The following is a 24,594-nucleotide window of genomic DNA, read 5'->3' on the forward strand; positions in this document are numbered from 1 at the left end:
CAAACAAGGCAGGAGAAAGGAAGGATCATTTATGAAATTCGATCTTCATACTCATCATTTCCGCTGTGGTCATGCGGATGGCAATATTCGGGACTACATCGAAGCTGGCATTCAGGCTGGTCTTCAGGCCATTGGCATTTCTGATCATACGCCTTATTTTGCCAGTGAGGAAGAGCAAGCATTTCCCCGCATTGCGATGGCCAAGTCGGAATTGCGCCGTTATGTCGAAGAGGTGCTCGCACTGAAAGAGGAATATGCAGGAAGAATTGACGTGCTGCTTGGCATTGAATCCGATTATTTCCCTCTCCATGCTGAGTTGTATCGCACTACGCTGGGACAGCATCCTTTTGACTATATTATTGGCTCGGTGCACCATACGGAAGATGTCAGCATATTCAATAAAACCCGGTGGAAGGGACTGAGTGAAGCACGGAAAATTGAAGTGAAGGAATGCTATTATTCCCTGATTTCACAGTCTGCACGGAGTGGCATGTTCCAGATCCTTGGACACATTGATGCGATGAAAGGCAATTATCCTGCATTCTCCGATATTGTTGCCGATCATGCCATTGATGAAACCTTGCAGGTGATTGCGGAGGCAGGCGTAGCTATTGAAATCAACACTTCCGGCAAAACGAAGCTAAGCGGCGGCTGGTATCCGTCTGATGCCATTTTGGAGCGAGCCAACCATTACGGGGTGAAAGTGACCTTCGGATCAGATGCCCACAAACCATCGCGTGTAGCGGACGAGCTGGAAGAAGTACGGACACGCCTGAAAGAAATTGGCTTTAAGGAATGGGTCTACTTTAAACAGAAACAGATGCAGATTGTTCCCTTGTAATGAACATCGAATGACAAGCTTGAAACCCTACTGCCTGGCGTGATGATACGTGCAGTAGGTTTTTTCTCATGGACAAAAAAAATGAACCCGCTCGCGGCGGGTCCCAACAGCATATCTATTTATCAAAAAGGGGGTCATGAGATAAGTTTACCCGCTGTCTGTTAGAGTTCAATTGCAGCTATATTTCAATTGTGTAACAAATGATTGAGGATTGTTTCAACTGGTTTTGTTATCTTATTCTATGTGACTTCCGTTTCTCGGATACCTAGGTTTGCAGGCTTTTTCCCTCTCGGGATCGAACGTGCTCTTCACGGTATAGCGCATAGACCTTGACGTCCAGCAGTGTATCAGGTGTTTGGCCGCCCTCCTGGTCTAAACCAAATGAGGGAAGGGTGCGTTCATAGGACATTCCACTTTTGCAAAGCACCCGTTCGGATGGTACATTGGCTTCGTAGCAGCGTGCTTCCACTTTCCTGAGATCCAGCTCCGTAAAACCAAAATGCAGCAAACGCTGTACAGCCTCGGTCGCTACCCCCATACCCCAGCAGGACTTATTCAATATATAGCCTATCTGGGCTGTACCGCTCTGCTCATTCCAGTGCTGAAAAGAAGTGATGCCGATGATCGGCTCCCTGCCTTTCCAACAGATACCGTAGTGCAGCGAATCCAGCTTCGCACTGCTGCTCCGGATCTGATTCAATAATCGCCGGGCTCGGATTGGCGTTGGTTGGCCTCCCCTATTTACATATTGAATAACCTGCGGATCGGAGAACAATTCCGATAATGTGTTGAAATCACTCTGACGCAAAGATCGAAGAAGCAATCTCTCTGTCCATAACACAGGAAGTCCTTGGCCCAGCATTTTTCGGGTCAGCATGGCAATCGCTCCTTTTGTCTATCGGGTTCTGGTCCGGTAAGACAAGCAAGCTCTGGGATGATCCGGCTCCATTAATGATGGATAACACTCCGGGCTTTCAAATTTTAGTATGTCGATTCACTGCCTTTTTTTATTCCTCTGTAGAGCTCTCCTGCAGTCCACGATAGATACCTGTACGTATCTCCCGGATGTAGAAATCCAATGAAGGTACCTTCGCTTGCTGTGCGGCCAGCACTTCACGTTCGATATCGTAGGGAACCCGTACAAATTGAAGGTTAAACGCCTTGTTTCGATCACTGCCATTCTCTCCCTCAACGATGCAGTAAGAGGCTTGGGTCATATCGAGTGGATTGCCTACACTCCCGGTATTAAACAACATTTTGCCATTAAAATGCTGCAAGTAGGCGTTATGTACATCTCCATATCCCACGATATCCGCCTCACCAAGATGTGGATCATCCGCTGGAGGATCAAACATGGCTGTTCTTTTTTCGATCTCGTCCCACGGCTGTACGCGGTGATACACACTCTGCGGCGAGGCGTGCACCAGACGAATGGTCCGACCACTGAGTTCAAATTGGTGGCTAAAGGGGAGATTCCCCAAATATGCCAGCCGCTCCGCTCCCAGTCGGTCAGCCTGCCAGGTGAAATTTTCATTATCCTGATTGACCGCAACCAGCTCATCCCAATTGCCCCGAATCACTTGCTCGCACGTTTCTCTCACCCGATCCACCACCTGCACCGGATCCGGACCTTTGCCTACGAGGTCGCCCAGACAAAAGATACGCTCCAGCCCGCGATTCCGAATATCTTTGAGTACAGCTTCCCAAGCTGTCATGTTGCCATGAATATCGGATACAATCGCAATTCGTTCCATCTGGCCAACCTCCTCGTGTAATACTTAAATTCATCTTGCACAATCTCTATGTTCGTATTCCCTGTAATTCAAAAACGGTTAATTCCGGCCTGCACAAAAAACGAATCGGCAGCTGGGTCATGCCGAAGCCTCGATTCACATAAACGGGCATACGCGCCTTGCCTGCATAATATAACCCCTGAATATACTTGTGTGAACCTCGCGGCGTCGTGACTGCTCCTATCCAAGGGAAACGAACCTGCCCTCCATGGCTATGACCTGACAGCTGTAACCCGAATCCAAACGGTGCTGCCAAATCGGCAAAATCCGGTTCATGCATCAGCAATAATTTCCACACATCCGCATCCAGGCCTTTTATGGCTTCCAAAGGATTCGGCTGGCCTGTAAGGGCATCATCCAGACCTGTCACTGCGATATGTTCGCTCCCTTGTTTGATGACAGCGTGACTGTTGCGAAGCAGCGTGAAGCCGGCTTGCTTGAACATGGCTTCGACTTCATTCTGCTGACGGCCCCGGTAATCATGATTCCCCAATACGGCAAACTTGCCATACTTCGCCTGCATGGATGCCAGCACGGGGATGCATTCCCGCATCGGTTCGGCTTCTCGCTCCACCATGTCCCCGGTAAAACAAATCAGATCCGGCCGCTGCTCCTGTATGGTCCCAGCCAGCTTCTCCATCTCCTTCAAACCGGTATGAAACCCGAGATGTGCATCGCTGAACTGGACAACACGCAGCCCCTCAAATGCCTGTGGAAATCCTGGCAGTTTCAATTGCACCTGCTTGACTTCCAGACGACGTGGCTCCCAGAGCCAAGCATATCCGCCTGTGAATAGGGCTGCTCCCGCTGTCATTACGACCATTCGCAGCAAAAAACTGCGCCGGGAGGGATCATGATCCTTCTCCTCACCGGGAAAAATGGACTCTTCATCAGGTTCATGGTTTGAGCGCCGGGGCGGTGGCCAGGAGCTGCCCTTACGCGGTGTCTCTGCCATGTCTTCCCCTCCTTCTCCGCTCTACATGCATCTCTACAGTATACCATATTCTGCATGACGAGCCTGGTTCCTTCGCTGTTTGAGAAAAAGAAGCCGGGATCCCCGGCAGCAAGCTGCCTTGGATCACGACTTCTTCTAAATTTGCAGATTCCACCTCTGCAATGATTATGACGAGATTACACGCCCAACCAGCGTTTGAACATATGCTTGGTTGTTTGTTTGTTCATTTCCGCAATGGAAGTTGTCAGCGGAATGCCTTTTGGACAAGAGCGCACACAGTTCTGCGAGTTACCGCAGCCCTCGATTCCTCCATCTTCCATGAGGGCTTCCAGACGATCCTCGGCGTTCATCTCTCCTGTTGGGTGAGCATTGAACAGGCGGACTTGGGAAAGTGCTGCCGGGCCGATAAAGTCTGTTTTCTCATTGACGTTAGGGCAAGCTTCCAGACACACACCACATGTCATGCATTTGGACAGCTCATATGCCCACTGACGCTTCTTCTCCGGCATCCGAGGACCTGGTCCGAGGTCGTAGGTACCGTCGATCGGAATCCAGGCTTTTACCCGTTTCAGGGCATTAAACATCCGGTTACGGTCGATGACCAGGTCACGTACAACCGGGAAGGTTTTCATCGGTTCGATACGAACCGGCTGTTCCAGCTTGTCGATCAGGGCAGCACACGCTTGACGCGGCTTACCGTTGATCACCATGGAGCATGCTCCACATACTTCTTCGAGACAGTTCGATTCCCAGCAGACCGGGGCAATGGACTTGCCCTCTTTGTTGACAGGGTTTCGCTGAATCTCCATCAGGGCACTAATAACGTTCATGCCGGGACGATACGGAAGTTCAAACTCTTCGGTGTACGAAGATGACTCCGGACTGTCCTGACGGGTGATGATAAACTTGACGGTTTTGTTGGCTGTAGCTGGTTCCGCCATATCGTTGTCCCCTCCTTTGGTGACGATGATTGATTGCTGATGCGTAAAGAGACGTTGTGTGCACAGTAGACGCTCCGTCAGCGGAATGTCCTTCCGACCGCTGTTGCTCCCCCATTTTACTGAATGAATTATTAATCGGATAAAAATAGGGTGTCAAAGGCGAACGCTTCGCTTCTTCAGGACATTTCCGCTTCCTCCGCTACGTCGTCCTAAAAAGTCACTTTACTGAAAGTAGCAATAATTCATTCTGGATTGCGGTAGTCAACATTCCGAAGCTTCGCGAATGCTTTGCTTCTTCGTTATTTTGCTGCGCTATCCCTATACATGCTTAACTTTCAATCTTGTAAATTGGAATAAATCATCTTTGCTTAGTCCTTCGAATAGTCCCGGATCCGTGGTGGGATCAGGGAAACGTCCACAGGCTCGTACGAGATTTGCGGGCCTTCCTTCGACCAGCTGGCGATGGTCGTTTTCAGGAACTCTTCATCGTTACGCTCTGTGAATTCCGGTTTGTAGTGCGCTCCGCGGCTTTCGTTACGCAGCAATGCGCCAAGCGTCATGGCTTCAGCCAGTTCGAGCATGTTCCACAGCTGACGGGTAAACGCCGCACCCGGGTTGTTCCAGCCGGATGTATCGTACATGTTGATTTTGCCGTAACGCTCTTTCAATTCCTTGATTTTGCCGATCGTGGCTTCAAGTTTATCGTTGTAGCGTACAACGGTCATATTCGCCGTCATCCACTCACCAAGCTCTTTATGAATGACATAGGCATTTTCGTTGCCCTGCATTTTTAGGATGCCTTCGTATTTATCCGTTTGACGTTTGGTATACCCATCGAAGACAGAAGAACTGATATCTGCGGACGATTTTTTGAGCCCTTTGATATATTCAACTGCTTTCGGACCAGCCACCATACCACCATAAATGGCCGAAACCAGAGAGTTTGCACCCAGACGGTTCGCACCATGGTATTGATATTCACATTCACCCGCTGCAAACAGACCTGGAATGTTGGTCATTTGATTGTAATCCACCCACATGCCGCCCATGGAATAGTGGACTGCCGGGAAGATTTTCATCGGGATTTTACGCGGGTCATCGCCCATGAACTTCTCGTAAATTTCAATGATACCGCCGAGCTTCACGTCCAGCTCCTTCGGATCCTTGTGAGACAGATCAAGGTAAACCATGTTTTCGCCGTTGACCCCAAGTCCCATATCCACGCAGACGCTGAAGATTTCACGTGTCGCGATATCACGCGGAACGAGGTTACCATAGGATGGATACTTCTCTTCGAGGAAGTACCAAGGCTTGCCATCTTTGTACGTCCAGATCCGGCCACCTTCACCACGAGCCGATTCGGACATTAGGCGAAGCTTGTCATCACCTGGAATAGCTGTCGGGTGAATCTGAATGAATTCACCATTAGCGTAATTGACGCCTTGTTGGTACACCGCACTTGCTGCTGTACCCGTGTTGATAACCGAGTTCGTTGTTTTACCGAAAATGATACCTGGGCCGCCGCTTGCAAGAATAACTGCTTCTGCAGGGAACGTCTGCACCTTCATCGTTTTCAGATCCTGGGCTACGATTCCGCGGCAGGTACCTTCATCGTCCACAACCGCCTGCAGGAACTCCCAGTTCTCATATTTCGTAACCAGACCTGCCGCTTCCCAGCGACGAACCTGTTCGTCTAATGCGTAGAGCAATTGTTGTCCTGTCGTTGCTCCGGCGAATGCCGTACGGTGATGCTTGGTTCCCCCGAAACGGCGGAAATCAAGCAAACCTTCCGGTGTCCGGTTGAACATAACGCCCATCCGGTCCATCAGGTGGATAATGCCAGGTGCAGCTTCACACATCGCTTTAACCGGTGGCTGGTTCGCGAGGAAGTCACCGCCGTATACGGTATCGTCAAAGTGAACCCACGGGGAGTCGCCCTCACCCTTGGTATTTACCGCACCGTTAATGCCGCCTTGAGCACATACGGAGTGGGATCTTTTAACGGGAACCAATGAAAATAAATGAACATGGACTCCGGCCTCAGCCGATTTGATCGCCGCCATCAAGCCCGCGAGACCTCCGCCCACAATAATTACATTAGATGATGCCATTGCTGTTCACTCCCTTATAAGTCAGCATTTATCACAAATGCTTATATCAGAACTGTCTTAACCACATCAATCATTGTTGTCGCTGTCTGGAAATCAATGCTCCGGAAAGCAAACAATGACGCGATGAACATAATCGCCACAATACCGAAAAGGCTCATGCACACATAAGAGGATACACGCTGTGCACGCGGACCGACGGTAATCCCCCAACTGACCAGGAACGACCACAAGCCGTTGGCAAAGTGATAGGAGGCCGCAACCACACTGATCAGATATAAAATAAACGTTACCGGGTTCATCACGACGTCATGAATGACACCGCCAAGTTCTTCGTGCGTTACATTACCCAATGCAACCTGAACGCGAGTTTCCCACACATGCCAGATTACGAAAACAAACGTAATGACACCACTGATCCGCTGTAATGTGTAGCGCCAGTTGCGTTCATTGCCGTATCGTCCCACATTAGGCTTGGCCTGGTAGGCAATGTACAGACCGTATACACCGTGATAGAACAGCGGCAACCAGATGAGAAGCGTTTCCAAAACAATAACAAGAGGCAGACTGTTCAGGAATGCAACAGCACCGTCAAAAGCTTCTTTGCCGCCTTCAACTGCCGAGAAGTTCGTCACCAGATGCTCTAAAAAAAACAGACTGAGCGGGATGACGCCAAGCAAGGAGTGCAGCTTTCTGGAGTAAAACCCTTTCATAAAATGTCGTTCCCCTTTCGCTAAATACAACGTTTTCATAAAATCGTTCGCATATCATGACACAAACCTTTCCCGAGGAAAGGTTCGACAAATTGTTCCGTTTTCATCAGGTGTGAACAACTTGTGTCACAATTCATGTTACTCCTTTTTTTCTTATAATGGAATTGCAATATAATTATTAAATGTTATAACCTATAGGTATAAGAGCTGAAACATCAGATAAGCAGGCATATCGCATTGAAAACGATTTATCAAGGACAACAATCACAACCCATGGAAAAGAGGTCAGTGAATATGTTCGAGGAGTTAAATGCATTTGCGGCAGTCGTGGAGCAGTCGAGCCTGAATCGTGCATCCAAATTGCTGAATCTGTCTCAGCCTGCCCTGTCACGCAAGATCGCCAAATTGGAGGATGAACTGGGGGTAGCCCTCTTTCACCGCCGCGGCAAACGTCTTGAATTGACCAGTGTCGGCCAGCTTGCCTACACGTTCGCTGTGGAACAAAAGCAGCAGCAGCAGAAATTTCTGACTATGCTTGCCCAGTACAAGGATGAGGAGCAAAGTGCTATAACGCTTGGAGCGAGCCTGACGACACTTCAGACCACCTTGCCACCTTTGGTCAATGCCTTTATGGAAAAACACCCCAACGCGGAGATCAAGCTCGTGACTGGTAAAACGCATGAGATTGTCTCCTTTGTACGGGACAAAAAGGCGGATGTCGGCATTGTTGCCTCTTCCATTAACGAAGCTGGGCTGAACTGTGTGCCGCTCTTTGATGACCATTTGGTACTGGTTGTGCCGCTTACGCATCCCTTGTCCGGCAAAGAGGCCGGGATGGAACATTTGCAAGATCTGCCCATGATCACCTTTTCCAAAGGTACCTGGTATCGCAAGCTTACAGACGATCTGTTCCAGCGCTGTGCCGTCATGCCGGATATCCGCATGGAGATTGATTCATTCGAAGCCATCGTGCGACTTCTGCCTACATGCAAGGCTGCTGCTCTGCTGCCAAAGTCTTATCTAAGACCTCAACTGCTTGCGGACAATGATCTGGTCTCCGTGTACCTGCCCCAGCTGCAGCAGACCCGCCGAACAACCTGCATGATCTATGGGGAAAAGGAGGACCTCAGCGAAACGTCCAGACAGTGGGTCAAGGAAACTGCTGCGCTCTTTACAGCAAAGGCGCCGCTGCCCTCCAGGAGGACTACGACGCCTTAATTGATCAGTGATTGAGCCACCTAGCGAGCGGATGTTGTCTTCTTCTAAATGCCAGGGTTGGATCAACTCTCCTGGCTGATCACCTCTTGTTCGAACCGGTCGATGTCATCATTCATTCCGATAATGACCATGATGTCGCCCATCTGAAGCGAGTCCAGTGCAGTCGGAGCGATGATGACTCCAGTCTCCTTCTGCAGCGCTACAATACTGCAGCCAAAACGAACACGTGCATTCAGCGTGGACAATGTTTTATTGTGCAGACAAGCCGGAACCTTCATCTCCACGATACTGTAATCGTTGGATAGTTCAATGTAGTCCAGCAGATTTGGAGTGACGAGCTGATGGGCAACCCGAATGCCCATGTCCCGTTCGGGATAAACGACGCGATCGATGCCCAGCTTATCCAGGGCCCGCCCGTGTAAAACGGATATCGCCTTGGCAACGACCGTTTTCACGCCGAGCTCTTTTAACAGGATTGCGGTGAGGACACTGGTCTGGATATCGTCCCCGATCGCCACAATGCCGCAGTCGAAATTACGGATCCCCAGCGAGCGCAGCACTTCCTCATCTGTGGCATCCGCCACGACAGCGTGAGTGACCAATTCACTCATATTTTCAACGACCTCTTCATTTTTATCGATGCCAAGCACCTCATAGCCAAGTTCCATCAATTCCTGTGCCAGACTCGAACCGAAACGCCCCAGTCCAATCACCGCAAACTGCTGTCTTTTCATTGTTCCTCACGAACCCCTATCCAATAATCATTTTTCCTTCAGGATACTTATATAGTTCTTTACCCTTTTTTTGCCCAAGTGCATACGCTAGCGTAATGGGTCCAAGCCGCCCCGCAAACATCATGAAACAGATCATGAGCTTCCCGAACGCCGTCAGCTTCAATGTCAGTCCCATAGATAAACCAACGGTAGAAAAAGCCGATGTCGTCTCAAATAAAATCATAAGAAAACCACTGTCTTCCGTCATCGTGAGCACCATGGTCACGGTGATGATCAGCAATAGCGCAAGGAGCGTGATCGTCAATGCCTTGAAAATACGTTCCTGGGCGAGCCGATATCTGAAAAATACAATATCTTCCCTGCCGCGCATCATCGCGATCACAGCTCCGATCATGATCATAAAGGTTGTCGTTTTGATCCCGCCTCCGGTGGAACCTGGAGAAGCCCCGATAAACATTAACATAATGATGAAAAATTGCGTTGCCTGCCTGAGACCGGCAATATCAATCGTATTGGCCCCTGCAGTACGTGGCGTAATCGATTGAAAGAATGATCCGAGCAGTTTCCCGCCCCAGTTCAGCCCCCCTAATGTCCGGGGATTAGTAAACTCAAACACAAAAATGACCAACGCACCGAATACGATCAGCAACCCCGTTGTTAATAGTACAACCTTGGAGTGCAGCGACAGTTTGCGCGTTTTGGGATAATCCACCAGATCGGACAGCACGATAAAACCAATGCCTCCAGCCACAATCAGAAACATGGCCGTAAAATTCACAAGAGGATCGTATACATACCCGGTAAGACTGCGGAAATCACCAAACATATCAAAGCCTGCATTATTAAACATGGAGATCGCATGCCAGTATCCATAATAGATCGCCTGTCCGAAAGGCATATCGAATGACCAGCGGATAGCAAACAACGTGCCGCATACAGCCTCCAAAATGAGAGAATACGCCACGACCTTACGGATCAGCCGCACAATGCCCTCCATCGTATTCTGGTTCATCGCTTCCTGCAAAATCAATCGCTCCCGCAGGGAAATCCGCCGTTTGAATGCAATTGCCACCAGCGTGGACATGGTCATAAAGCCAAGACCGCCGATCTGAATCAGGATAGCAATGATCACCTGACCCAGCACCGAGAAATGCGTACCTGTATCTACCACAACCAAGCCTGTGACACAGACCGCGGACGTGGCCGTAAATAATGCATCAATAAAGGGAAGGCTGACCCCGCTGCGGCTGGAAACCGGAAGCATGAGGAGCAATGTTCCCAGCAGGATGATTCCGGCAAAACCCAATACCAGAATCCGCGGAGGCGATAGCTTCATCCATTGAACATTTAGTTTCACTTGTCGATCATCCACCTCTGCCAAAAAGAAAATGACTCCACGATGTGGAGCCTTTCTCCGAATTACTTATCCATCCGACATCACGTCAGCGATCTGAACTTTGGATAAGCCCCATTTCGGAGCGTAAACATGTATGATTTGAGTCAAAGCCACATATGCATTAAGGTTGGAATCCTTTTATTCGTTCCCCTGCAAGGCTAAAGACATGCGGAATATTGCACATTTGCTTCAAAAATTATAAGCGCTATGACTCTTACAGACAAAACGATTTTTGTGTAAATAGCATCGAATTCCGCTAAAAAGGGAAAAACTCAGATATATCGATGGATGGATCAGATTCTTTCGATCATTTTCATTCATTTTCAAGGATTTGCACGTCTTTTCGTTTCATCATTGGCATTCAGGGTTAGGCCTGTGATATCTTTACTTTAATATCCAAATTAATAAAGGAGGAACACCATTACATGAACCCCTTAGGGCAGCCTTTGGTACTCAAAGCTAATTTCAAGCGTTTAGGGTTGCTGGCGGCGATTGGCCTGATTTTGTTTTTTGTCTTTCAGATCTTTCCTGCTACTTCATCACAAACCACAGATATCCAGTCCACGTCCTTTATAAGCAAGGAACAGGCAGCACAATCTGCACGATCCTTTGCAGCTTCCATAGCCGATTACACACTTCCTACGGATAACGGAAAGACACTGGTCACCTATCAAACCCATTCCGATATCTACGGATACATGGCCAAAACCAAACAGCTTGACACGTATAATCAAAAATGGGAAGCAACGTATCCCTACGATGTGTTCCGCGTTCGTTTGCCCGATGTGGACAACGGCGGTTATTTGAATGTGGACGTACATATGAGAACAGGAAAAGTCGTCGGTTTTAAACGGGAAGTTCCTTCCTCCCTGTATGCTTCAGCTGAAGTCGAGCAGGATAAGAGCAAACGTAATGCGACGATTCAGCTTGCTGAAGGCAATATTTCATTGAACGAAAAAGAGCAGCTTGCTTCTGGAATTCTTGGCGAATTCGGCTATGAAGTTCCTAAACTTCAATTGGAGACTCGCGAAGGTGAAGGGGGTCTAACCTACACGGATGCTGAGAAGCAGATTGGCGATTCCAAGCTGGAACTGAATTTTACCTTTGAAAACGGAGCGGTCCGCTCCTTTGAATCCGTCTTTTCGGTCCCTGACGCCCATATCGATTATGTCCAAAAACAAACCCGTCAGGCCAACTGGATGACCTATGGAGGGTATGCATTCCTGACGTTTGTACTCGGTGTGCTGGCGATTATCTACAGCATTCTCACCCGGACCCACACGACATTCAAACGCGGAATCATCCTCTCACTGGTATACTTCGCTGCATCCGTGATCGGTACGCTTAACATGATTCCGTTGTTCGAGGCACAGGGCCTGTCCAGTTTCATGCTCGCCTTTCTGATGATCATGCAGACAGGAATCACACTGGTCATGAGTGCAACCATCTACCTCTCACTCGTTGCAGGTGATGGCATGTGGCGCAAAATCGGACTGAATCCCTGGCCGCGTGCGAAAGAGCCTGGATACGGCAAATATGTCCTTCATAGTATGTATGCGGGTTACCTATGGGCGTTTATTCTGCTAGGAGTTCAATCGATCCTATTCTTCATTCTGGAACGAAGCATCGGAAGCTGGTCTACCACTTCGGCAGATCAATCGACATACAATATGTCGTACGCCTGGATCTTTCCCATCATGGCCTGGATGGCCGGAATTGGAGAGGAAGCGGTATACCGTCTGTTCGGAATTCGCATGATGCAGAAAATGGTGCGAAACACCTTCATCGCCTGTCTGATCCCAACGCTGATCTGGGCACTCGGACATACCTTGTATCCAATCTATCCGGTCATTACACGCCCTATTGAGTTGATGGTCATCGGGTTGCTGTTCAGTCTGGTTATGCTGCGTCACGGCTTTATCGCTGTTGTTTTCAGCCATGTCATCTTCGACAGCCTGCTGATGGGACTCAGCCTGATCTTCATGGGTGATGTGCTGAATGTCTCCGCAGGGATCTTCTGGATTGTGCTCCCAGCTATCGTTGGATATGTCATCTACAAAATGAATCCGCAAAAAAAAGAGAAGTCGTATGTTACGACTCCTCATCCCGAAGTGCTGCAATAATTTGTTTGGCAAGCTTATCACCAATCGATAGAGGCCGGAAGTCTTCGACGCTGGCCTCTTTTATTTTGCGCAAAGAGCCAAAATGCTTCAGGAGCAATTTGCGGCGCTTCTCGCCAATGCCTGGAATGGAATCGAGACGCGAAGTGACCATGGACTTTCCGCGCTGCTCCCGGTGGAATGAGATTGCAAAGCGGTGAACCTCTTCCTGAATTCGCTGCAGCAGATAAAACTCCTGGCTGTCCCGCGGCAGTGAGATGACTTCCGGCGGATTGCCTATCATCAGCTGAGACGTTTTGTGTTTGGCATCTTTTACGAGACCACATACCGGAATAAACAGTCCCAATTCGTTCTCCAATATGTCCACAGCTGCCGAAATCTGCCCTTTCCCGCCATCCACAACGATCAGGTCAGGCTGGGTGAGATTTTCTTTCAGCACCCGCTCATATCGCCTGCGAATGACTTCTCGCATCGTTTCATAATCGTCAGGTCCTTCAACCGAACGGACCTTATATTTACGGTATTCCTTCTTATCCGGTTTGCCATCGGTAAATACAATCATCGCCGATACCGGGTTGGTACCCTGAATGTTCGAGTTATCAAACGCTTCGATCCGGCGCAGCTGGTCCAGCCCGATCCATCGTCCGAGACCTTCAGATGCTTTGGATGTGCGTTCTTCGTTTCGTTCAATCAGGCGGAACTTCTCTTCCAGTGCCACACGCGCGTTATCCACAGCCATCGTAATCATTTGACGTTTCAACCCGCGCTGGGGAATGTGAACCTTGATCTCCAGCCACTCCTGCAGAGCGGCTGCCGCTTGGAAAGGATCTTCCAGTCCAGGTCGGTTTGTCTCTTCAACAGCACTCTCCTGTTGATCGGAAAGATCTGGAGTCATATCGGTTTGCACTGCTCCTTCAGTTCCTTCAGGAGCCTGAGTTTCCCCATAAGATGCACGGGACTCGGCAACCAATGGTTCATCAGCAGAACCATCATCTGGTGCTGATGACAAACGGTCCGATTCCGATGTCACAGCAGCTGGCACATCAGCAATGGCAGCATCAGCTGTATCCCCTTCTTCCCCAGCAGCCAGTTCTTTAGGAACTTCCGGCAGTAATATCTCCTGCGGCAATGCCGGGTTATCGCTATAATACTGTGTCACGTAGGACATGAAGTCACTGTACGCTTCGCCATAAAACGGGAATGTCGAGACATGGCGCTCGATCATTTTTCCTTGACGCATATATAGAATCTGGACACACATCCAGCCTTTATCAATGGCGAAACCAAACACATCACGGTCTCTGGCATCCGCCATCGTAATTTTCTGTTTTTCCATCATCGCATCGATGGCGATCACCTGATCGCGCAATTCCTTGGCACGTTCAAAATAAAGGTCCTCCGCAGCCTCTTGCATCTTTCGCTGCAAATCTTTCTTAATCTCTTCGTGACCACCGCTCAGAAATGAACCAATCTCTTGTGAAATCTGGTCGTACTGCTCCTTCTCCACTTCCTTCACACAAGGGGCAAGACACTGTCCCATGTGATAATAGAGGCACACTTCCTTTGGCATCACGCCGCATTTGCGCAGCGGATACATGCGGTCGAGCAGCTTTTTGGTTTGGTGTGCCGCGTATGAATTCGGATAAGGTCCGAAGTACTTGGCTTTATCTTTCAGCACGCGCCGGGTCACTTCGAGCCGGGGATGCTTTTCATTCGTAATTTTAAGATAGGGAAAGGTTTTGTCATCCTTGAGCAAGACGTTATAACGCGGCATGTGTTTTTTGATCAGGTTACACTCCAGTATGAGTGCTTCCATATTGCTGCCGGTCACAATGTATTCGAAATCACGGATTTCGGATACCAGACGCTGCGTCTTTCCGTTATGACTGCCGATAAAATAAGAGCGTACGCGGTTTTTCAGCACTTTGGCCTTACCTACATAGATAATGGTCCCTTCGCTGTTTTTCATCAAATAACAGCCTGGCATGTCGGGCAGCAGTGCCAGCTTATGCCGAATCTGCTCCAGTGCCTGCTCCTGCTCTTGCAGGACATTTATGAATTCATCCATAATTCGGTGGGTCCTCCCTTCCGAAAAAAGTATAATCAACGGTTACACTCAGCCATTCCGATTACAGTACCGTCCTCCGATCGCCGTTATCCCCGGATTTCTTTGATCCCATTTGCATGGGGAAATCCGGGGATAAATGCGAGCGCTTCGCTTCTTCGAATCGGTTCTGTACTCTACATTATAAGTGTAAATAATGCTTACTTTATATTGTCCTATAAAAAGATATTCGACGCAAAACGCCCCCGGCGCATAACCGGAGGCGTATCTGTTAGCCTAGTGAATTATTGGTGCTTCTCAATGATTCCTTTGAGTGCTTCTTTCGAATTCAAACCAACCACTTTATCAACGGGTTGACCGTCTTTGAAGAAGATCAATGTCGGAATGCTCATTACGCCGAAGCGGGAAGCGGATTCCGGATTTTCGTCAACATTGACTTTGGCAATTTTCACTGCATCGCCAACTTCGGTGGACAGCTCTTCCAGGATTGGAGCGAGCATTTTGCAAGGACCGCACCAAGGCGCCCAGAAATCAACAAGAACCGTTCCTTCTCCTTCGACTTCAGCGTTAAAGGATTGATCGGATACGTTAACAATAGCCATGAAATTGTCCTCCTTATATATACTTACGGTTTATTTTAACCTGTAACGTCGTGAACGACACTTCCAGTATAACACAGGTCATCTAAAGTTGTGAAATACATGCGTCAATGTTCATCTCTCCACCATCAAATCTTCACAATTGGCAAACTTGACACGATTGCTGCAAAATCTTTACAAACGCTTTCTTTTCCAAGTATACTAAAATTACTCCGGGCTTCAGCTCCCTGGAAGGGCGAGCTGTCGATCCTCATAAGGAGGCAATAAACATGGACGCAAATGTGCGGATCAACGACCCGCGTGAACATGTGAACGAGGAGCCCCGTAACGATCTGTTTGATCTTATTGCGGGTGTTGCCGGCATGGGTGGCCTGATGACCGTGATCTTTTTCGGTATGGTCATCTTCAAATTCCTGACCGAATAGGATTCAGGCCCGCGCAGGACCAAAAAAGCCCGGTTTCCGCGATTACCGCGAAAAGCCAGGCTTTTTTGTGGACTACTTGTGCATAATACAGATTAGCGCTTCCCACGCTGATTCTCGCCCCGAACAGAGACCACGTCGACAAATGGACGAATGCGGTCCATCAAACGCTGACCCTTGTTCGTCTCCTCGCCATCCCTGCTCGTAAAGCTGAGATGCTTCTCAAGCCCATCCAGATTATAGTTGGACGTATAGAACGTCGGTTTGCGATTCATGCGGTAGTTCAAAATGGAGCCCATCACATGATCCCGAACCCAAGGATTCAGATTCTCTGCGCCAATATCATCGAAGATAAGCAGGTCACAGCTTTTGAGAATATCTGTCGTTTCCTTCAGTTTCTGCCCTTCAGTGATCATGGATTTCAAATCTTCCACAAAATCAGGCATATAGATAATGACACCCGTATAACCCGCGACGGCCAATTCGTGCAGCAGATAACACATTAGAAACGTCTTGCCTGTTCCAAATGATCCTTCAAGAAAAAGTCCTTGCGGAGACAACCCATTTTCCTTGGTCTCGTTAATATAACGCAGAACCTGATTCACTGCCGGAGCACGCATCCGATCCTTGCCCATAATTTCCACATCGTTATATCCGGCACTAAGTGCACGCTCGTCCACATAGAAGCTGCGGATTCTCTTCTTGATCACATGCTCATTTTGCCTTGCAATGTGCTTGGAACACGGAGCTTTTTTATCTATAATTTCGGGTTTACCGTTAAAATGCTCTACTTCCAGTTTGCAAAAGTGACCCTGGAAATCGTTAGGACAGTTGTCCAGGCCCGGACAATTCGCACAGTTCTTCGAATCTCGGGCATACTGATACAGCTTGCTCAGATCGGTCATGAGTTGTGCATCTTTCAATTCCGGATGACCTGCGCGGAATTCGCGTACGTACGGATCTTCCATCAATTCCGCCGCTATTCGCCGCGACTGCTCACGAAAGGAAGGATTCAGCTGCTGAAGCAGTCCTCCCAAGGATTCCATGGCTTCAAGCCCCCTTAATGTATTCGATATAGAATGAACCACCTGAATTTTACCAATAACCATGATGATGGCAGAGTATCCTTCGATCGATTGCAATTCTATTGTTCATTCTATAGAAACTCGAGGCATAACTCAACATGTTCCGGCTGGAAAAAACGATCTTCCTTCATGAAGCAGCGCATCGCGGTGAAATCACATAATGACCATGACGCCCCCCTAGGGTCGAGGCTTAACGGTGCAGACCTAAGGTAACTATCTCGCAAGGGCCTGCCTGGATGGACCATTCTTTGCCGCCAACTGGTCCAGCAGAATGATCGGACGAAGCCAATTTCTCGCCCTTTTCCTCCAAAATGTTGCTCTTGTATGCCTCGTCGTATTGCTGTGTATTCAATTCAGCAGTTGAAAGTTGCAGCAGGGTTATGCTCGGCACCATGTTGTACCAGCGCATCATCAGATCTCCTGATTCCTCATTTACTTTCAGTGAGGAGAATGCCATACATTCTCCTTGCCACGCAAATGGTGTATGAGCTGATGACAGCATGCCTGAATGAACATCGGTTTGGACCAAAGTCCACGGCACCTGGAACTGGTAAGCCTCGATGTATGCACCTGACGATGCGCCATTTCCATCATGTGGAATGATCTCAATCTGGAACGAATGCTCTCCCAGACATTGTGCTTCCGGTGTCGGGAACAATCCCCAGTCTCCGAGTTCCCCCACAGCGCGCAGCAGCGTTACGGCAATCGTATTGCGTCCATCCTGAAGGACTTCATATTCATTCAGACCCAGATTGGCAACGACTAACCCAGCCTGTTCTTCGCTCACATCCACAAAACTTTGCTGATGCTGCGTATTGCTTGGATTTTGCCACTCTGGTGCGGGTACATTATCACGAGCAGCAATTTCGAACATGGAATCCACATGATGAACAGCAGTCTCCAAATCTGTCGGGAACAGAGCGCGCACACGATGATCCTTCGCCTGATTGTTGAACGTGGTTTCCAAACGAACTCCTTTTCCGCTGCGGCTTAACGACAAGAGCGTGCGAATGCGAAGCGTTACGGTTTGTTTGGACCGCTGTGCCTTGCGATGCGGATAATAGATCAGTTCCCGCTGTTCACGATCCAGCATCTCATCCGCTGACACCGGAATTTCCCAATGATGGACGATTTCGTAGGCAGCACGGTACGGCGTATCTTCAAGGATCTGGATTTCAGCTTGCAGCTCACTCGTCGTCAGGGCCACTTCGTTCTCCGGTTGCTTGAACATGTACTCGTTACCAATATCGCCAACATTCTCATACACGCCAAGATCCTTGTAAGTCCGGCCTGTTCGTTTATCCGTCAGTGTAAAGGAACCATTGTCTGCGATCTTTACGGCAACATATTCATTTTCCATGCCCCGTTCGCCACGCAACAATGTTGAGCCCATCGGATTGAGGTCTCCCTTAACATTCTCGGCTTGCGGCAGTTCACTTCGAACCCAGGCATATGATTTCAAGCCAAGTGCAGGCACATTTTCGGCTTCAAATGTAATTCTGACCCGGCGGCAGCTGTACGGCTGGCGGAATCGGTCATCCGGCAAATCATAACCAAACTGCAACCCCAGATCTTCTACTGTACACGGAACATGTGCCCCTTTTTCATCAACCAGAATGTGACCAGACAGGTCAAGCTTGTTCATTTGGGCAGCCATATCTTCCAGTGAAAAACCATCACGGAAGTATAAGCGAGCCGCATCCAACTCTATCTGAACAACACCACTGCGCTCCCAACCTGTCGTATTGAAGGTGATCAGTGGACGTGCATCCTCGCCATAACTTGCAAAGATCGAGGTATCCACCGAGGCAGCAATCTGGCTTGTGCTCTCTTCAATCATTGCTTCAGCGACATGACGGCTCTTCTCGAATCGTGTGACCATCTCGCGGTGAACCTCATCCACACTGCAGCCACAGATGCTGTCATGCGGATGATTTTGCATCAGCGTTTTCCAGGCATACGTCAGCTGATCATGCGGATAAGCATGCCCCAGCATATACGCGTAGGAGGCCAGCGGCTCAGCCACTTTTTCCAGCATCGCTTGACCCCATTGGTTCATCTGTTTCAAATAAACACGAGCCGAGGCCGTATTCACCAAGGTTCCCCAGCCATCGGTACGCTGGCTGCGCAGCTCTCCTTTGACGGTGGACAACTCATGCTCAGCCGATTCTTTCAGTGCAGTCAGGTAATCCGGAAAGTTGGAGTGAACGAACTCGATGTCGGGATGTAACTGCTCAGCCATCCGAATCGCTTCCGGCAGATCGCGTTGAATGGGCTGATGGTCGCAACCGTTCATATAGAGCAGCTCATTGGTCGAGGCATATTTCTCGGCGTCTGCCAGCTTGGTTTCCCAAAACTTGCGAGCTGATGCCTCGTCTACCGGAATTTCGTTACCGTTGGAATACCAATTGGCAAACAATACACCAAGCACTTTCGATCCATCCGGTCCTTCCCACATCAGCTCCGAGAAGCTGGATTCATATCCCGCATCCGAAACCGTATTATTGAAGCCTGTAGGTTTCACGCCTCGTCCAAAAAAGACGTTATCAATGCCGGATTGCAGCATCAACTGCGGAGTCTGTCCGACCAGACCAAAGGTATCCGGAAAATAACCGATCTTCGAGGGTGTACCGTAACGCTTGGCATCCTTATGTCCAACCTGCATGTTGCGGACATTGGCTTCGCCACTTGTCAGAAACGCATCCTGCAAAATATACCATGGCCCAATCACAATCCGTCCATTGCGGATATGCTTCTCCAGCCGCTCCTTCTGCTCCGGACGAACCTGAAGATAATCATCGATGATGATCGTTTGCCCATCTAAATAAAAGCTTTTGTAATCCGATCCCTGATCGAGCTGATCTAATAGTGAATCCACCAGTTGAACCAGCCGCATATGGTGCTTCTCATATGGCAAATACCATTCCCGGTCCCAGTGGGTATGTGAAATGATATGGGCTCTTTTGGTTTTGGTAGCAGCTTTATTCTGTTGTTCGGTCATTGCGTTATCCCACCTCTCCAGCTTGTTGTACAATCTCAACCTCATCCGGACGATACACGGTCTGCAGATTTCCTGAAGCATCTGTGGTGAAAAGCACAGAACGATTTCTCTCCAATCGGAACGCATATGAGGTACCTGTACGACGGTCTCTGACGTTTACCTCATGAGTTAGGGCAGACTCTGATACAAACACATACAAATGTCCTTTTGGAAAACTCAGCTTCCGTCCGTAGATTCCTGCAATGTCACCGCCGGCATTCCATTCCAGCTCCTTTTGAATACCCGCAATTCCAGTCGCATAACGATATAATTCCGCAAGTGGCTCATCCCGTCCGTTTAACTCCAGCGGCAGTGGGGTCCATATTAACTTCCCTTTTCCCCATGGCAGAACGGTTACTTCATCTGGTGTAGTATTATCCCCATGAAGCAAGGACTCCTTCGCCACTTCGGCAATACGGCGCCGTCCATAGGTCACACGGTGATTCACTCCATTAATGTTCAGCAGCTCTTCTCGCTGCACGTTACCCAGACTGCGTTTACCCACGATATGATCTGCCCGGTCACTTGCCTTCCAGTATGCGTCCAGCCCCAGTGGTCCAGTGATGAGCAGGGTTGCTCCTTCCTTCTCCGTGAACGCGAGCAGTTGGCTTAGTGCGTCGTCATCCATATTGTGTGGACTCGGTACGATAATCAGCTTCGGCGGCTGCTGCTCAAGCGCCTCCAGATGATATTCCGATACGGCACGGAACGGCAGTTTCAGATCATAGGACATCACACGAGTAAGCTTGGTTGTTGCATCATAGGCCAGGGAACGGTTGGAGAAGTCATTGGAGTATGGGAATACCACCGCAATTTCCTCCAGCTCACGATCTTCGAAGAGGTCACGAACCTTGTGCATGAACCGGCCAAAATCATAAGACACATCGGCCTCCGGCTTTTCTGTACCATCTGCACGAAGCGCCCCGATATGAGACTCATTGGCATTATCCATGTAGAAGTTGGTATTCCAGATCCATTGCACTGCTCCTGCACCGCCAGTTGAGAATGCATAGGCATATTTGCGTTCCAGAATGCCGCGCAGTTCTTCTTCCGTGCGTTTGGCCCGGCCATCCGGGGTTTCCACATACATGATGCCCGTTTCCTGGATGAGATTTGGTTTGTGTGGTGTTTTGGTGAAAATGCCGTCCCAAACCAGATCATCGTTCAGCCACCAGGAATGTACGGTTGTGTAATCTACTTCGCGTTCATAGAAGAACGGTGAAGGACGCTGTGCACCAAGGGCTTCGTCCTGCCCCACAGTGACCAAATGATCTGGTACCAGATCCTTGATTGTTCCTACGAGCTCTCTTGCCCAGACATTGTGCATCTCCATGGAAAAGAGACAATAATCGAGCCAGCGGGTTCCTTTTTTGGCCTTGTGCATGTCCTGTACATCAAAATTAATCTCTTCCGGCTCCGGGATGACAGCGGCCGCAAAGTTCGGAAGCTGCTTCGGTGACATGTTCCATGCCTCCTGCAGTGCTTCAATTGTTTTATGCCGCTGCTGAAGCCAATTGATAAAAGCCTGCTGTTCATGCGAATCCCTGGCCGAACGCGGGCCAGCTGAGAAGATGCGCACCGGGTCGAACATGGATGGCTCGTTGATCAGATCCCAATCCACATGCGTGGTTTGCGTATGCCGACTGACGATGCTGCGGATGAAACGCTTCTGTGCATCGACACTTTGCGGGTCCAAATATGGATTTGTTCCTTCCCACGTTTCCGGTGTAAAGGAGAAGAAAGTGAACGTTACCTGCAGGCCGTGGCGTTTCGCCGTTAACAGGAATGCATCAATGGCACGCAGCACATCCTCTGCCATGTGGCCATCCACCTGCATCATATTACGATAAGCCGTCCAAATTCCGGTCCGAATCCAGTTAATCCCGGCTTTCGCCATCTGTGCCATGTCCCGATCCCATACGTCGGCATTCGGTAGAAATAGAAATTTCCGGGCAACATCGGAGGTCATGTACGTCATGCCCACAACAGGCAGGGGTCGTCCATCTTTTACGAAATAGTCTCTGCTGTGGGTAATGACTTCCCCTTCTGCCAGCAATGCAGTATCCTGACCCCAGAAACCTTGGCGCAAGATCCTGACTTCTCCGTCAGGTGCTACCGCACGGCATACGATCCGGTACAGCCCACTCTCTACTGAAACCGGGAGTGGGAGGCGTGCAAACTGCTGCTCTCCGGAAAGTTCCATCTCCAGCCGATGGCTCCATACCTTCTCAGCTGTGCCACTTGTGCGATCCTCCCGTTCAACGGTCAGGTCAAATGTCCACCGCTCGGACGCTGTGCGTCTGTGTCCTGCCCGCTGTAGAATCTGGCCCTGAAGAGTAAGCACAGCCCGTTCACCTGGTTCGTAAGAGGCATAGTTCGGTTTCAGGGACAGTTCGGTTACCCCTTTGGCACAGAATTGTGCCCACTTCACAAGCTCGGCAGCACCGTTCTCCTCCCAGAACGAAGCAGTCAGCGGCAGATGCACAAACATCCATCGTGAACCGGCAAACGTACTGCGGGAGTTCTCCCACAGGACGACCGGAGCAGCGATGCTGCGTCCATCCTTGCTCACTCCGCAAAGCAGCGGATAGATCTGCGTGCTCATTGGCCCGGCCGACCCCATCTGGTGAGGAAGGTCACTGGATTTGGTGGTATGCGGGACCAGATTCCACGTGTCTGCAATCTCGAACAGTCCCTCTTTGCCAGCAAGCAGCGGGATCTGCACAGAGGACGTGTAGGTTTGTACGTTCGCTGAAGATACGTTCAGCGTCTCATGAATATAAAGTTCCTGGTGATACGCGGTCTGCTCTGACTCCACAACCCAAGCTCCATCCTCATCCCGGACAGGACGCTTGAAGGGAGCTCCACCCACACTGATCAGGCTTCCTCCCTGATGCAGATAGGCTGCAATTTCCGTCCAGGCGGATTTGGGGAAATAGGGTGCATGCAGATTCACCAGACAGCCCTTGCCTGCAACTGCTTTCAACACCTCAGCCAGTTCGCCTGCACCTGCAACGACAATCTCTTCAGCACCTTGCCATGCATCCAGAGCCTGACGGGATGGCAATTGGCCTTCCACCGGAAAATCCGGATCGGAGAAAACAATCAGCTTTTGGTCATTCACATGTGCACGGCTCATAACAGGCCATCCTTCATGGATTTATAGACCAACTGGGAGAACAGGCTGTTGGACCATGCAAACCATTTTCTTGTAAAAATCGTCGGATCATCGGCGTGAAAGCCTTCATGCATATAACCTGTATCCGCATCCGTCGCTTCGAGCATGCGAATGATCTCCAGCTTCTCCTCGGCAGACTGTGCCGTCAGTCCCTGCATGGATAAACCCATATGCCAGATATAATCCGGCGGTGTATGCGGGCTGCCGATCCCCTTCGCAACCTTGCCCTCGTAATAGAACGGGTTCTCTTTGCTCAGAGCAAAACGGCGGGTATTTTGGTAGATCGTATCATCTGCTGTTACGTAACCCAGGTACGGAATGGACATCAGTCCTGGTGTACCGGCATCGTCCATGAGACAGTAATTGCCGAAACCATCCGTCTCGTACGCATAGATGGGCCCGAATTCCGGATGACGATAAATACCGTACAGCTGAATGCCGTGATCCACGTCCTGCTCCAGATCCTTAAGCTCCTGCAGCAGCGCCATATCCCGGAACACCCACTCGGCGAACTCCTGCATCTGGCGCAAAGCTACAACCGCAAACATGTTGCCTGGAATGTTGTAGTGAAAATCGCATGCATCGTCGCTGGAACGGAAGCCGGACCAGATCATGCCCGTATAGTTGACCGGCATGCCCTTCCCGTGATTACGGAGAGAGTCTGTCGGAATGCCGTTATTCCGCGTGAAGCGATATGGAGATTGTTCCATGTGATGCTGTTCCACTTTGAACAGGTCCACGATTTTGCGCATCGCTGCCTTGAAGCTTGAATCGAAAATGTCGGTCAGCTCGGTTTCCTTCCAATATAAATAGGCCAACCGTATAACAAAGCAGAGCGAATCAATCTCGAATTTGCGTTCCCACACCCATGGCGACATGTCGGTCTCATCCGTGGTGTTCCAATGCCAGTCATTGGCTGTCTCATTGAAGGCATTGGCATACGGATCAATATGAACATACTGGATATGGCGCTTGATCAGCCCGCCGATGATCCGCTGCAGGTCCTCATCTTCCTTCGCAAACGGAATGTAATGTACAACCTGTTCCACGGAATCGCGCAGCCAGGAAGCCGGAATATCCCCGGTGATAACAAAAGTCGTGCCATCCTCCATCAGCTTCGTCGTCGTTTCGATTGTATTGGGAAAACAGTTCTTGAACAGCTGAAGCAGCTTCGGTCTGTGAGCCAGCTTCTGTTCCGCTTCTGCGATCACTGCCTGAATGGATTGCGGCAATGCAACGGGCGGCATGGGTATTTTGGGTAATCTGAATTGTTCCATGGATGAGTGCAACTCCTTAAACGTATTGAATAGTGTAGCTATTTAGGAAAAAACATCAATTTTACACTGGACCACTGCGCGGTCAGAAATATCCTCCGATCGCTGTTAT

18 protein-coding genes are annotated in these 24,594 nt (G+C 49.6%); 4 read left to right on the plus strand and 14 right to left on the minus strand.

The genetic code is table 11. The features are described 5' to 3' along the window. Window positions 1–31 precede the first annotated feature (31 nt). Window positions 32–841: a histidinol-phosphatase gene (locus AAIH57_RS23620; RefSeq protein ID WP_430023214.1), complete on the plus strand. Its 810-nt coding sequence runs from the start codon at window positions 32–34 to the stop codon at window positions 839–841. A 265-nt stretch (window positions 842–1,106) separates the two neighbouring features. Here AAIH57_RS23620 and AAIH57_RS23625 read toward each other — a convergent pair whose 3' ends face one another. The 6 genes from AAIH57_RS23625 to AAIH57_RS23650 form a co-directional block, all read right to left on the minus strand. Continuing rightward, complete coding sequence (locus AAIH57_RS23625) at window positions 1,107–1,718, minus strand: GNAT family N-acetyltransferase (protein ID WP_175399269.1); 612 nt, start codon at window positions 1,716–1,718, stop codon at window positions 1,107–1,109. 130 nt (window positions 1,719–1,848) lie between these two features. Beyond that, a complete protein-coding gene (locus AAIH57_RS23630; protein ID WP_430023215.1) occupies window positions 1,849–2,595 on the minus strand; it encodes a metallophosphoesterase family protein in 747 nt (248 codons plus the stop codon). 46 nt (window positions 2,596–2,641) lie between these two features. Continuing rightward, a complete protein-coding gene (locus tag AAIH57_RS23635) occupies window positions 2,642–3,589 on the minus strand; it encodes a metallophosphoesterase (RefSeq protein ID WP_175399267.1) in 948 nt (315 codons plus the stop codon). A 176-nt stretch (window positions 3,590–3,765) separates the two neighbouring features. Then, window positions 3,766–4,530, minus strand: coding sequence for a succinate dehydrogenase iron-sulfur subunit (gene sdhB / locus AAIH57_RS23640; protein WP_175399266.1), 765 nt, complete (start codon window positions 4,528–4,530; stop codon window positions 3,766–3,768). 368 nt (window positions 4,531–4,898) lie between these two features. Then, complete coding sequence (gene sdhA / locus AAIH57_RS23645; RefSeq protein WP_175399265.1) at window positions 4,899–6,641, minus strand: succinate dehydrogenase flavoprotein subunit; 1,743 nt, start codon at window positions 6,639–6,641, stop codon at window positions 4,899–4,901. Window positions 6,642–6,682: 41 nt separating this feature from the next. After that, a complete protein-coding gene (locus AAIH57_RS23650) occupies window positions 6,683–7,351 on the minus strand; it encodes a succinate dehydrogenase cytochrome b558 subunit (protein ID WP_175399264.1) in 669 nt (222 codons plus the stop codon). Between the two features lie 294 nt (window positions 7,352–7,645). On the opposite strand from AAIH57_RS23650, the gene AAIH57_RS23655 reads away from it, so the two are divergent. Then, window positions 7,646–8,569: a LysR family transcriptional regulator gene (locus tag AAIH57_RS23655; RefSeq protein ID WP_175399263.1), complete on the plus strand. Its 924-nt coding sequence runs from the start codon at window positions 7,646–7,648 to the stop codon at window positions 8,567–8,569. Between the two features lie 62 nt (window positions 8,570–8,631). Here AAIH57_RS23655 and AAIH57_RS23660 read toward each other — a convergent pair whose 3' ends face one another. After that, window positions 8,632–9,303: a potassium channel family protein gene (locus AAIH57_RS23660; RefSeq protein WP_175399262.1), complete on the minus strand. Its 672-nt coding sequence runs from the start codon at window positions 9,301–9,303 to the stop codon at window positions 8,632–8,634. A 16-nt stretch (window positions 9,304–9,319) separates the two neighbouring features. Further along, window positions 9,320–10,639, minus strand: a complete 1,320-nt coding sequence (locus AAIH57_RS23665; protein WP_217506625.1) for a TrkH family potassium uptake protein — start codon at window positions 10,637–10,639, stop codon at window positions 9,320–9,322. Between the two features lie 485 nt (window positions 10,640–11,124). Here AAIH57_RS23665 and AAIH57_RS23670 point away from each other — a divergent pair, with 485 nt between their 5' ends. Continuing rightward, window positions 11,125–12,822 carry a CPBP family intramembrane glutamic endopeptidase gene (locus AAIH57_RS23670; RefSeq protein WP_430023216.1) on the plus strand — a complete coding sequence of 566 codons (1,698 nt, stop codon included), beginning with the start codon at window positions 11,125–11,127 and terminating at the stop codon, window positions 12,820–12,822. Here the strand turns inward: AAIH57_RS23670 and uvrC are convergent. Then, window positions 12,791–14,887: an excinuclease ABC subunit UvrC gene (gene uvrC, locus AAIH57_RS23675; RefSeq protein WP_430023217.1), complete on the minus strand. Its 2,097-nt coding sequence runs from the start codon at window positions 14,885–14,887 to the stop codon at window positions 12,791–12,793. The two genes, AAIH57_RS23670 and uvrC, sit on opposite strands and share 32 nt — an antisense overlap. Window positions 14,888–15,168: 281 nt before the next feature. Further along, complete coding sequence (trxA, locus tag AAIH57_RS23680; protein ID WP_095292059.1) at window positions 15,169–15,486, minus strand: thioredoxin; 318 nt, start codon at window positions 15,484–15,486, stop codon at window positions 15,169–15,171. A 266-nt stretch (window positions 15,487–15,752) separates the two neighbouring features. On the opposite strand from trxA, the gene AAIH57_RS23685 reads away from it, so the two are divergent. Then, window positions 15,753–15,908 (plus strand): YqzM family protein, encoded by a 156-nt coding sequence (locus tag AAIH57_RS23685; protein ID WP_175399258.1) that lies wholly within the window; start codon window positions 15,753–15,755, stop codon window positions 15,906–15,908. A gap of 92 nt (window positions 15,909–16,000) precedes the next feature. On the opposite strand, the gene dnaI is transcribed toward AAIH57_RS23685, so the two are convergent. From dnaI to AAIH57_RS23705, 4 genes are all read right to left on the minus strand, one after another. Beyond that, window positions 16,001–16,951 (minus strand): primosomal protein DnaI, encoded by a 951-nt coding sequence (gene dnaI, locus AAIH57_RS23690; protein ID WP_175399257.1) that lies wholly within the window; start codon window positions 16,949–16,951, stop codon window positions 16,001–16,003. A 229-nt stretch (window positions 16,952–17,180) separates the two neighbouring features. After that, the gene (locus AAIH57_RS23695; RefSeq protein ID WP_430023218.1) at window positions 17,181–19,991 is read right to left on the minus strand and encodes an alpha-mannosidase; all 2,811 of its coding nucleotides are present in this window, start codon (window positions 19,989–19,991) and stop codon (window positions 17,181–17,183) included. A 4-nt stretch (window positions 19,992–19,995) separates the two neighbouring features. Next, the gene (locus AAIH57_RS23700; RefSeq protein WP_430023219.1) at window positions 19,996–23,169 is read right to left on the minus strand and encodes a beta-galactosidase; all 3,174 of its coding nucleotides are present in this window, start codon (window positions 23,167–23,169) and stop codon (window positions 19,996–19,998) included. After that, the gene (locus AAIH57_RS23705; RefSeq protein WP_430023220.1) at window positions 23,166–24,485 is read right to left on the minus strand and encodes a glycoside hydrolase family 125 protein; all 1,320 of its coding nucleotides are present in this window, start codon (window positions 24,483–24,485) and stop codon (window positions 23,166–23,168) included. The genes AAIH57_RS23700 and AAIH57_RS23705 overlap by 4 nt, the downstream gene beginning before the upstream one ends. Window positions 24,486–24,594: the final 109 nt, after the last annotated feature.

The organism is Paenibacillus sp. MABNR03 (assembly GCF_050455445.1).
Taxonomy (GTDB): Bacteria; Bacillota; Bacilli; order Paenibacillales; family Paenibacillaceae; genus Paenibacillus; species Paenibacillus xylanilyticus.

What these genes read in the sequence shown, in the direction of transcription:
- AAIH57_RS23620 (WP_430023214.1), top strand. Translation starts at nt 32, where the DNA reads ATGAAATTCGATCTTCATACTCATCATTTCCGCTGTGGTCATGCGGAT.
- AAIH57_RS23625 (WP_175399269.1), bottom strand. Translation starts at nt 1,718, where the DNA reads ATGCTGACCCGAAAAATGCTGGGCCAAGGACTTCCTGTGTTATGGACA.
- AAIH57_RS23630 (WP_430023215.1), bottom strand. Translation starts at nt 2,595, where the DNA reads ATGGAACGAATTGCGATTGTATCCGATATTCATGGCAACATGACAGCT.
- AAIH57_RS23635 (WP_175399267.1), bottom strand. Translation starts at nt 3,589, where the DNA reads ATGGCAGAGACACCGCGTAAGGGCAGCTCCTGGCCACCGCCCCGGCGC.
- sdhB (WP_175399266.1), bottom strand. Translation starts at nt 4,530, where the DNA reads ATGGCGGAACCAGCTACAGCCAACAAAACCGTCAAGTTTATCATCACC.
- sdhA (WP_175399265.1), bottom strand. Translation starts at nt 6,641, where the DNA reads ATGGCATCATCTAATGTAATTATTGTGGGCGGAGGTCTCGCGGGCTTG.
- AAIH57_RS23650 (WP_175399264.1), bottom strand. Translation starts at nt 7,351, where the DNA reads ATGAAAGGGTTTTACTCCAGAAAGCTGCACTCCTTGCTTGGCGTCATC.
- AAIH57_RS23655 (WP_175399263.1), top strand. Translation starts at nt 7,646, where the DNA reads ATGTTCGAGGAGTTAAATGCATTTGCGGCAGTCGTGGAGCAGTCGAGC.
- AAIH57_RS23660 (WP_175399262.1), bottom strand. Translation starts at nt 9,303, where the DNA reads ATGAAAAGACAGCAGTTTGCGGTGATTGGACTGGGGCGTTTCGGTTCG.
- AAIH57_RS23665 (WP_217506625.1), bottom strand. Translation starts at nt 10,639, where the DNA reads ATGAAGCTATCGCCTCCGCGGATTCTGGTATTGGGTTTTGCCGGAATC.
- AAIH57_RS23670 (WP_430023216.1), top strand. Translation starts at nt 11,125, where the DNA reads ATGAACCCCTTAGGGCAGCCTTTGGTACTCAAAGCTAATTTCAAGCGT.
- uvrC (WP_430023217.1), bottom strand. Translation starts at nt 14,887, where the DNA reads ATGGATGAATTCATAAATGTCCTGCAAGAGCAGGAGCAGGCACTGGAG.
- trxA (WP_095292059.1), bottom strand. Translation starts at nt 15,486, where the DNA reads ATGGCTATTGTTAACGTATCCGATCAATCCTTTAACGCTGAAGTCGAA.
- AAIH57_RS23685 (WP_175399258.1), top strand. Translation starts at nt 15,753, where the DNA reads ATGGACGCAAATGTGCGGATCAACGACCCGCGTGAACATGTGAACGAG.
- dnaI (WP_175399257.1), bottom strand. Translation starts at nt 16,951, where the DNA reads ATGGAATCCTTGGGAGGACTGCTTCAGCAGCTGAATCCTTCCTTTCGT.
- AAIH57_RS23695 (WP_430023218.1), bottom strand. Translation starts at nt 19,991, where the DNA reads ATGACCGAACAACAGAATAAAGCTGCTACCAAAACCAAAAGAGCCCAT.
- AAIH57_RS23700 (WP_430023219.1), bottom strand. Translation starts at nt 23,169, where the DNA reads ATGAGCCGTGCACATGTGAATGACCAAAAGCTGATTGTTTTCTCCGAT.
- AAIH57_RS23705 (WP_430023220.1), bottom strand. Translation starts at nt 24,485, where the DNA reads ATGGAACAATTCAGATTACCCAAAATACCCATGCCGCCCGTTGCATTG.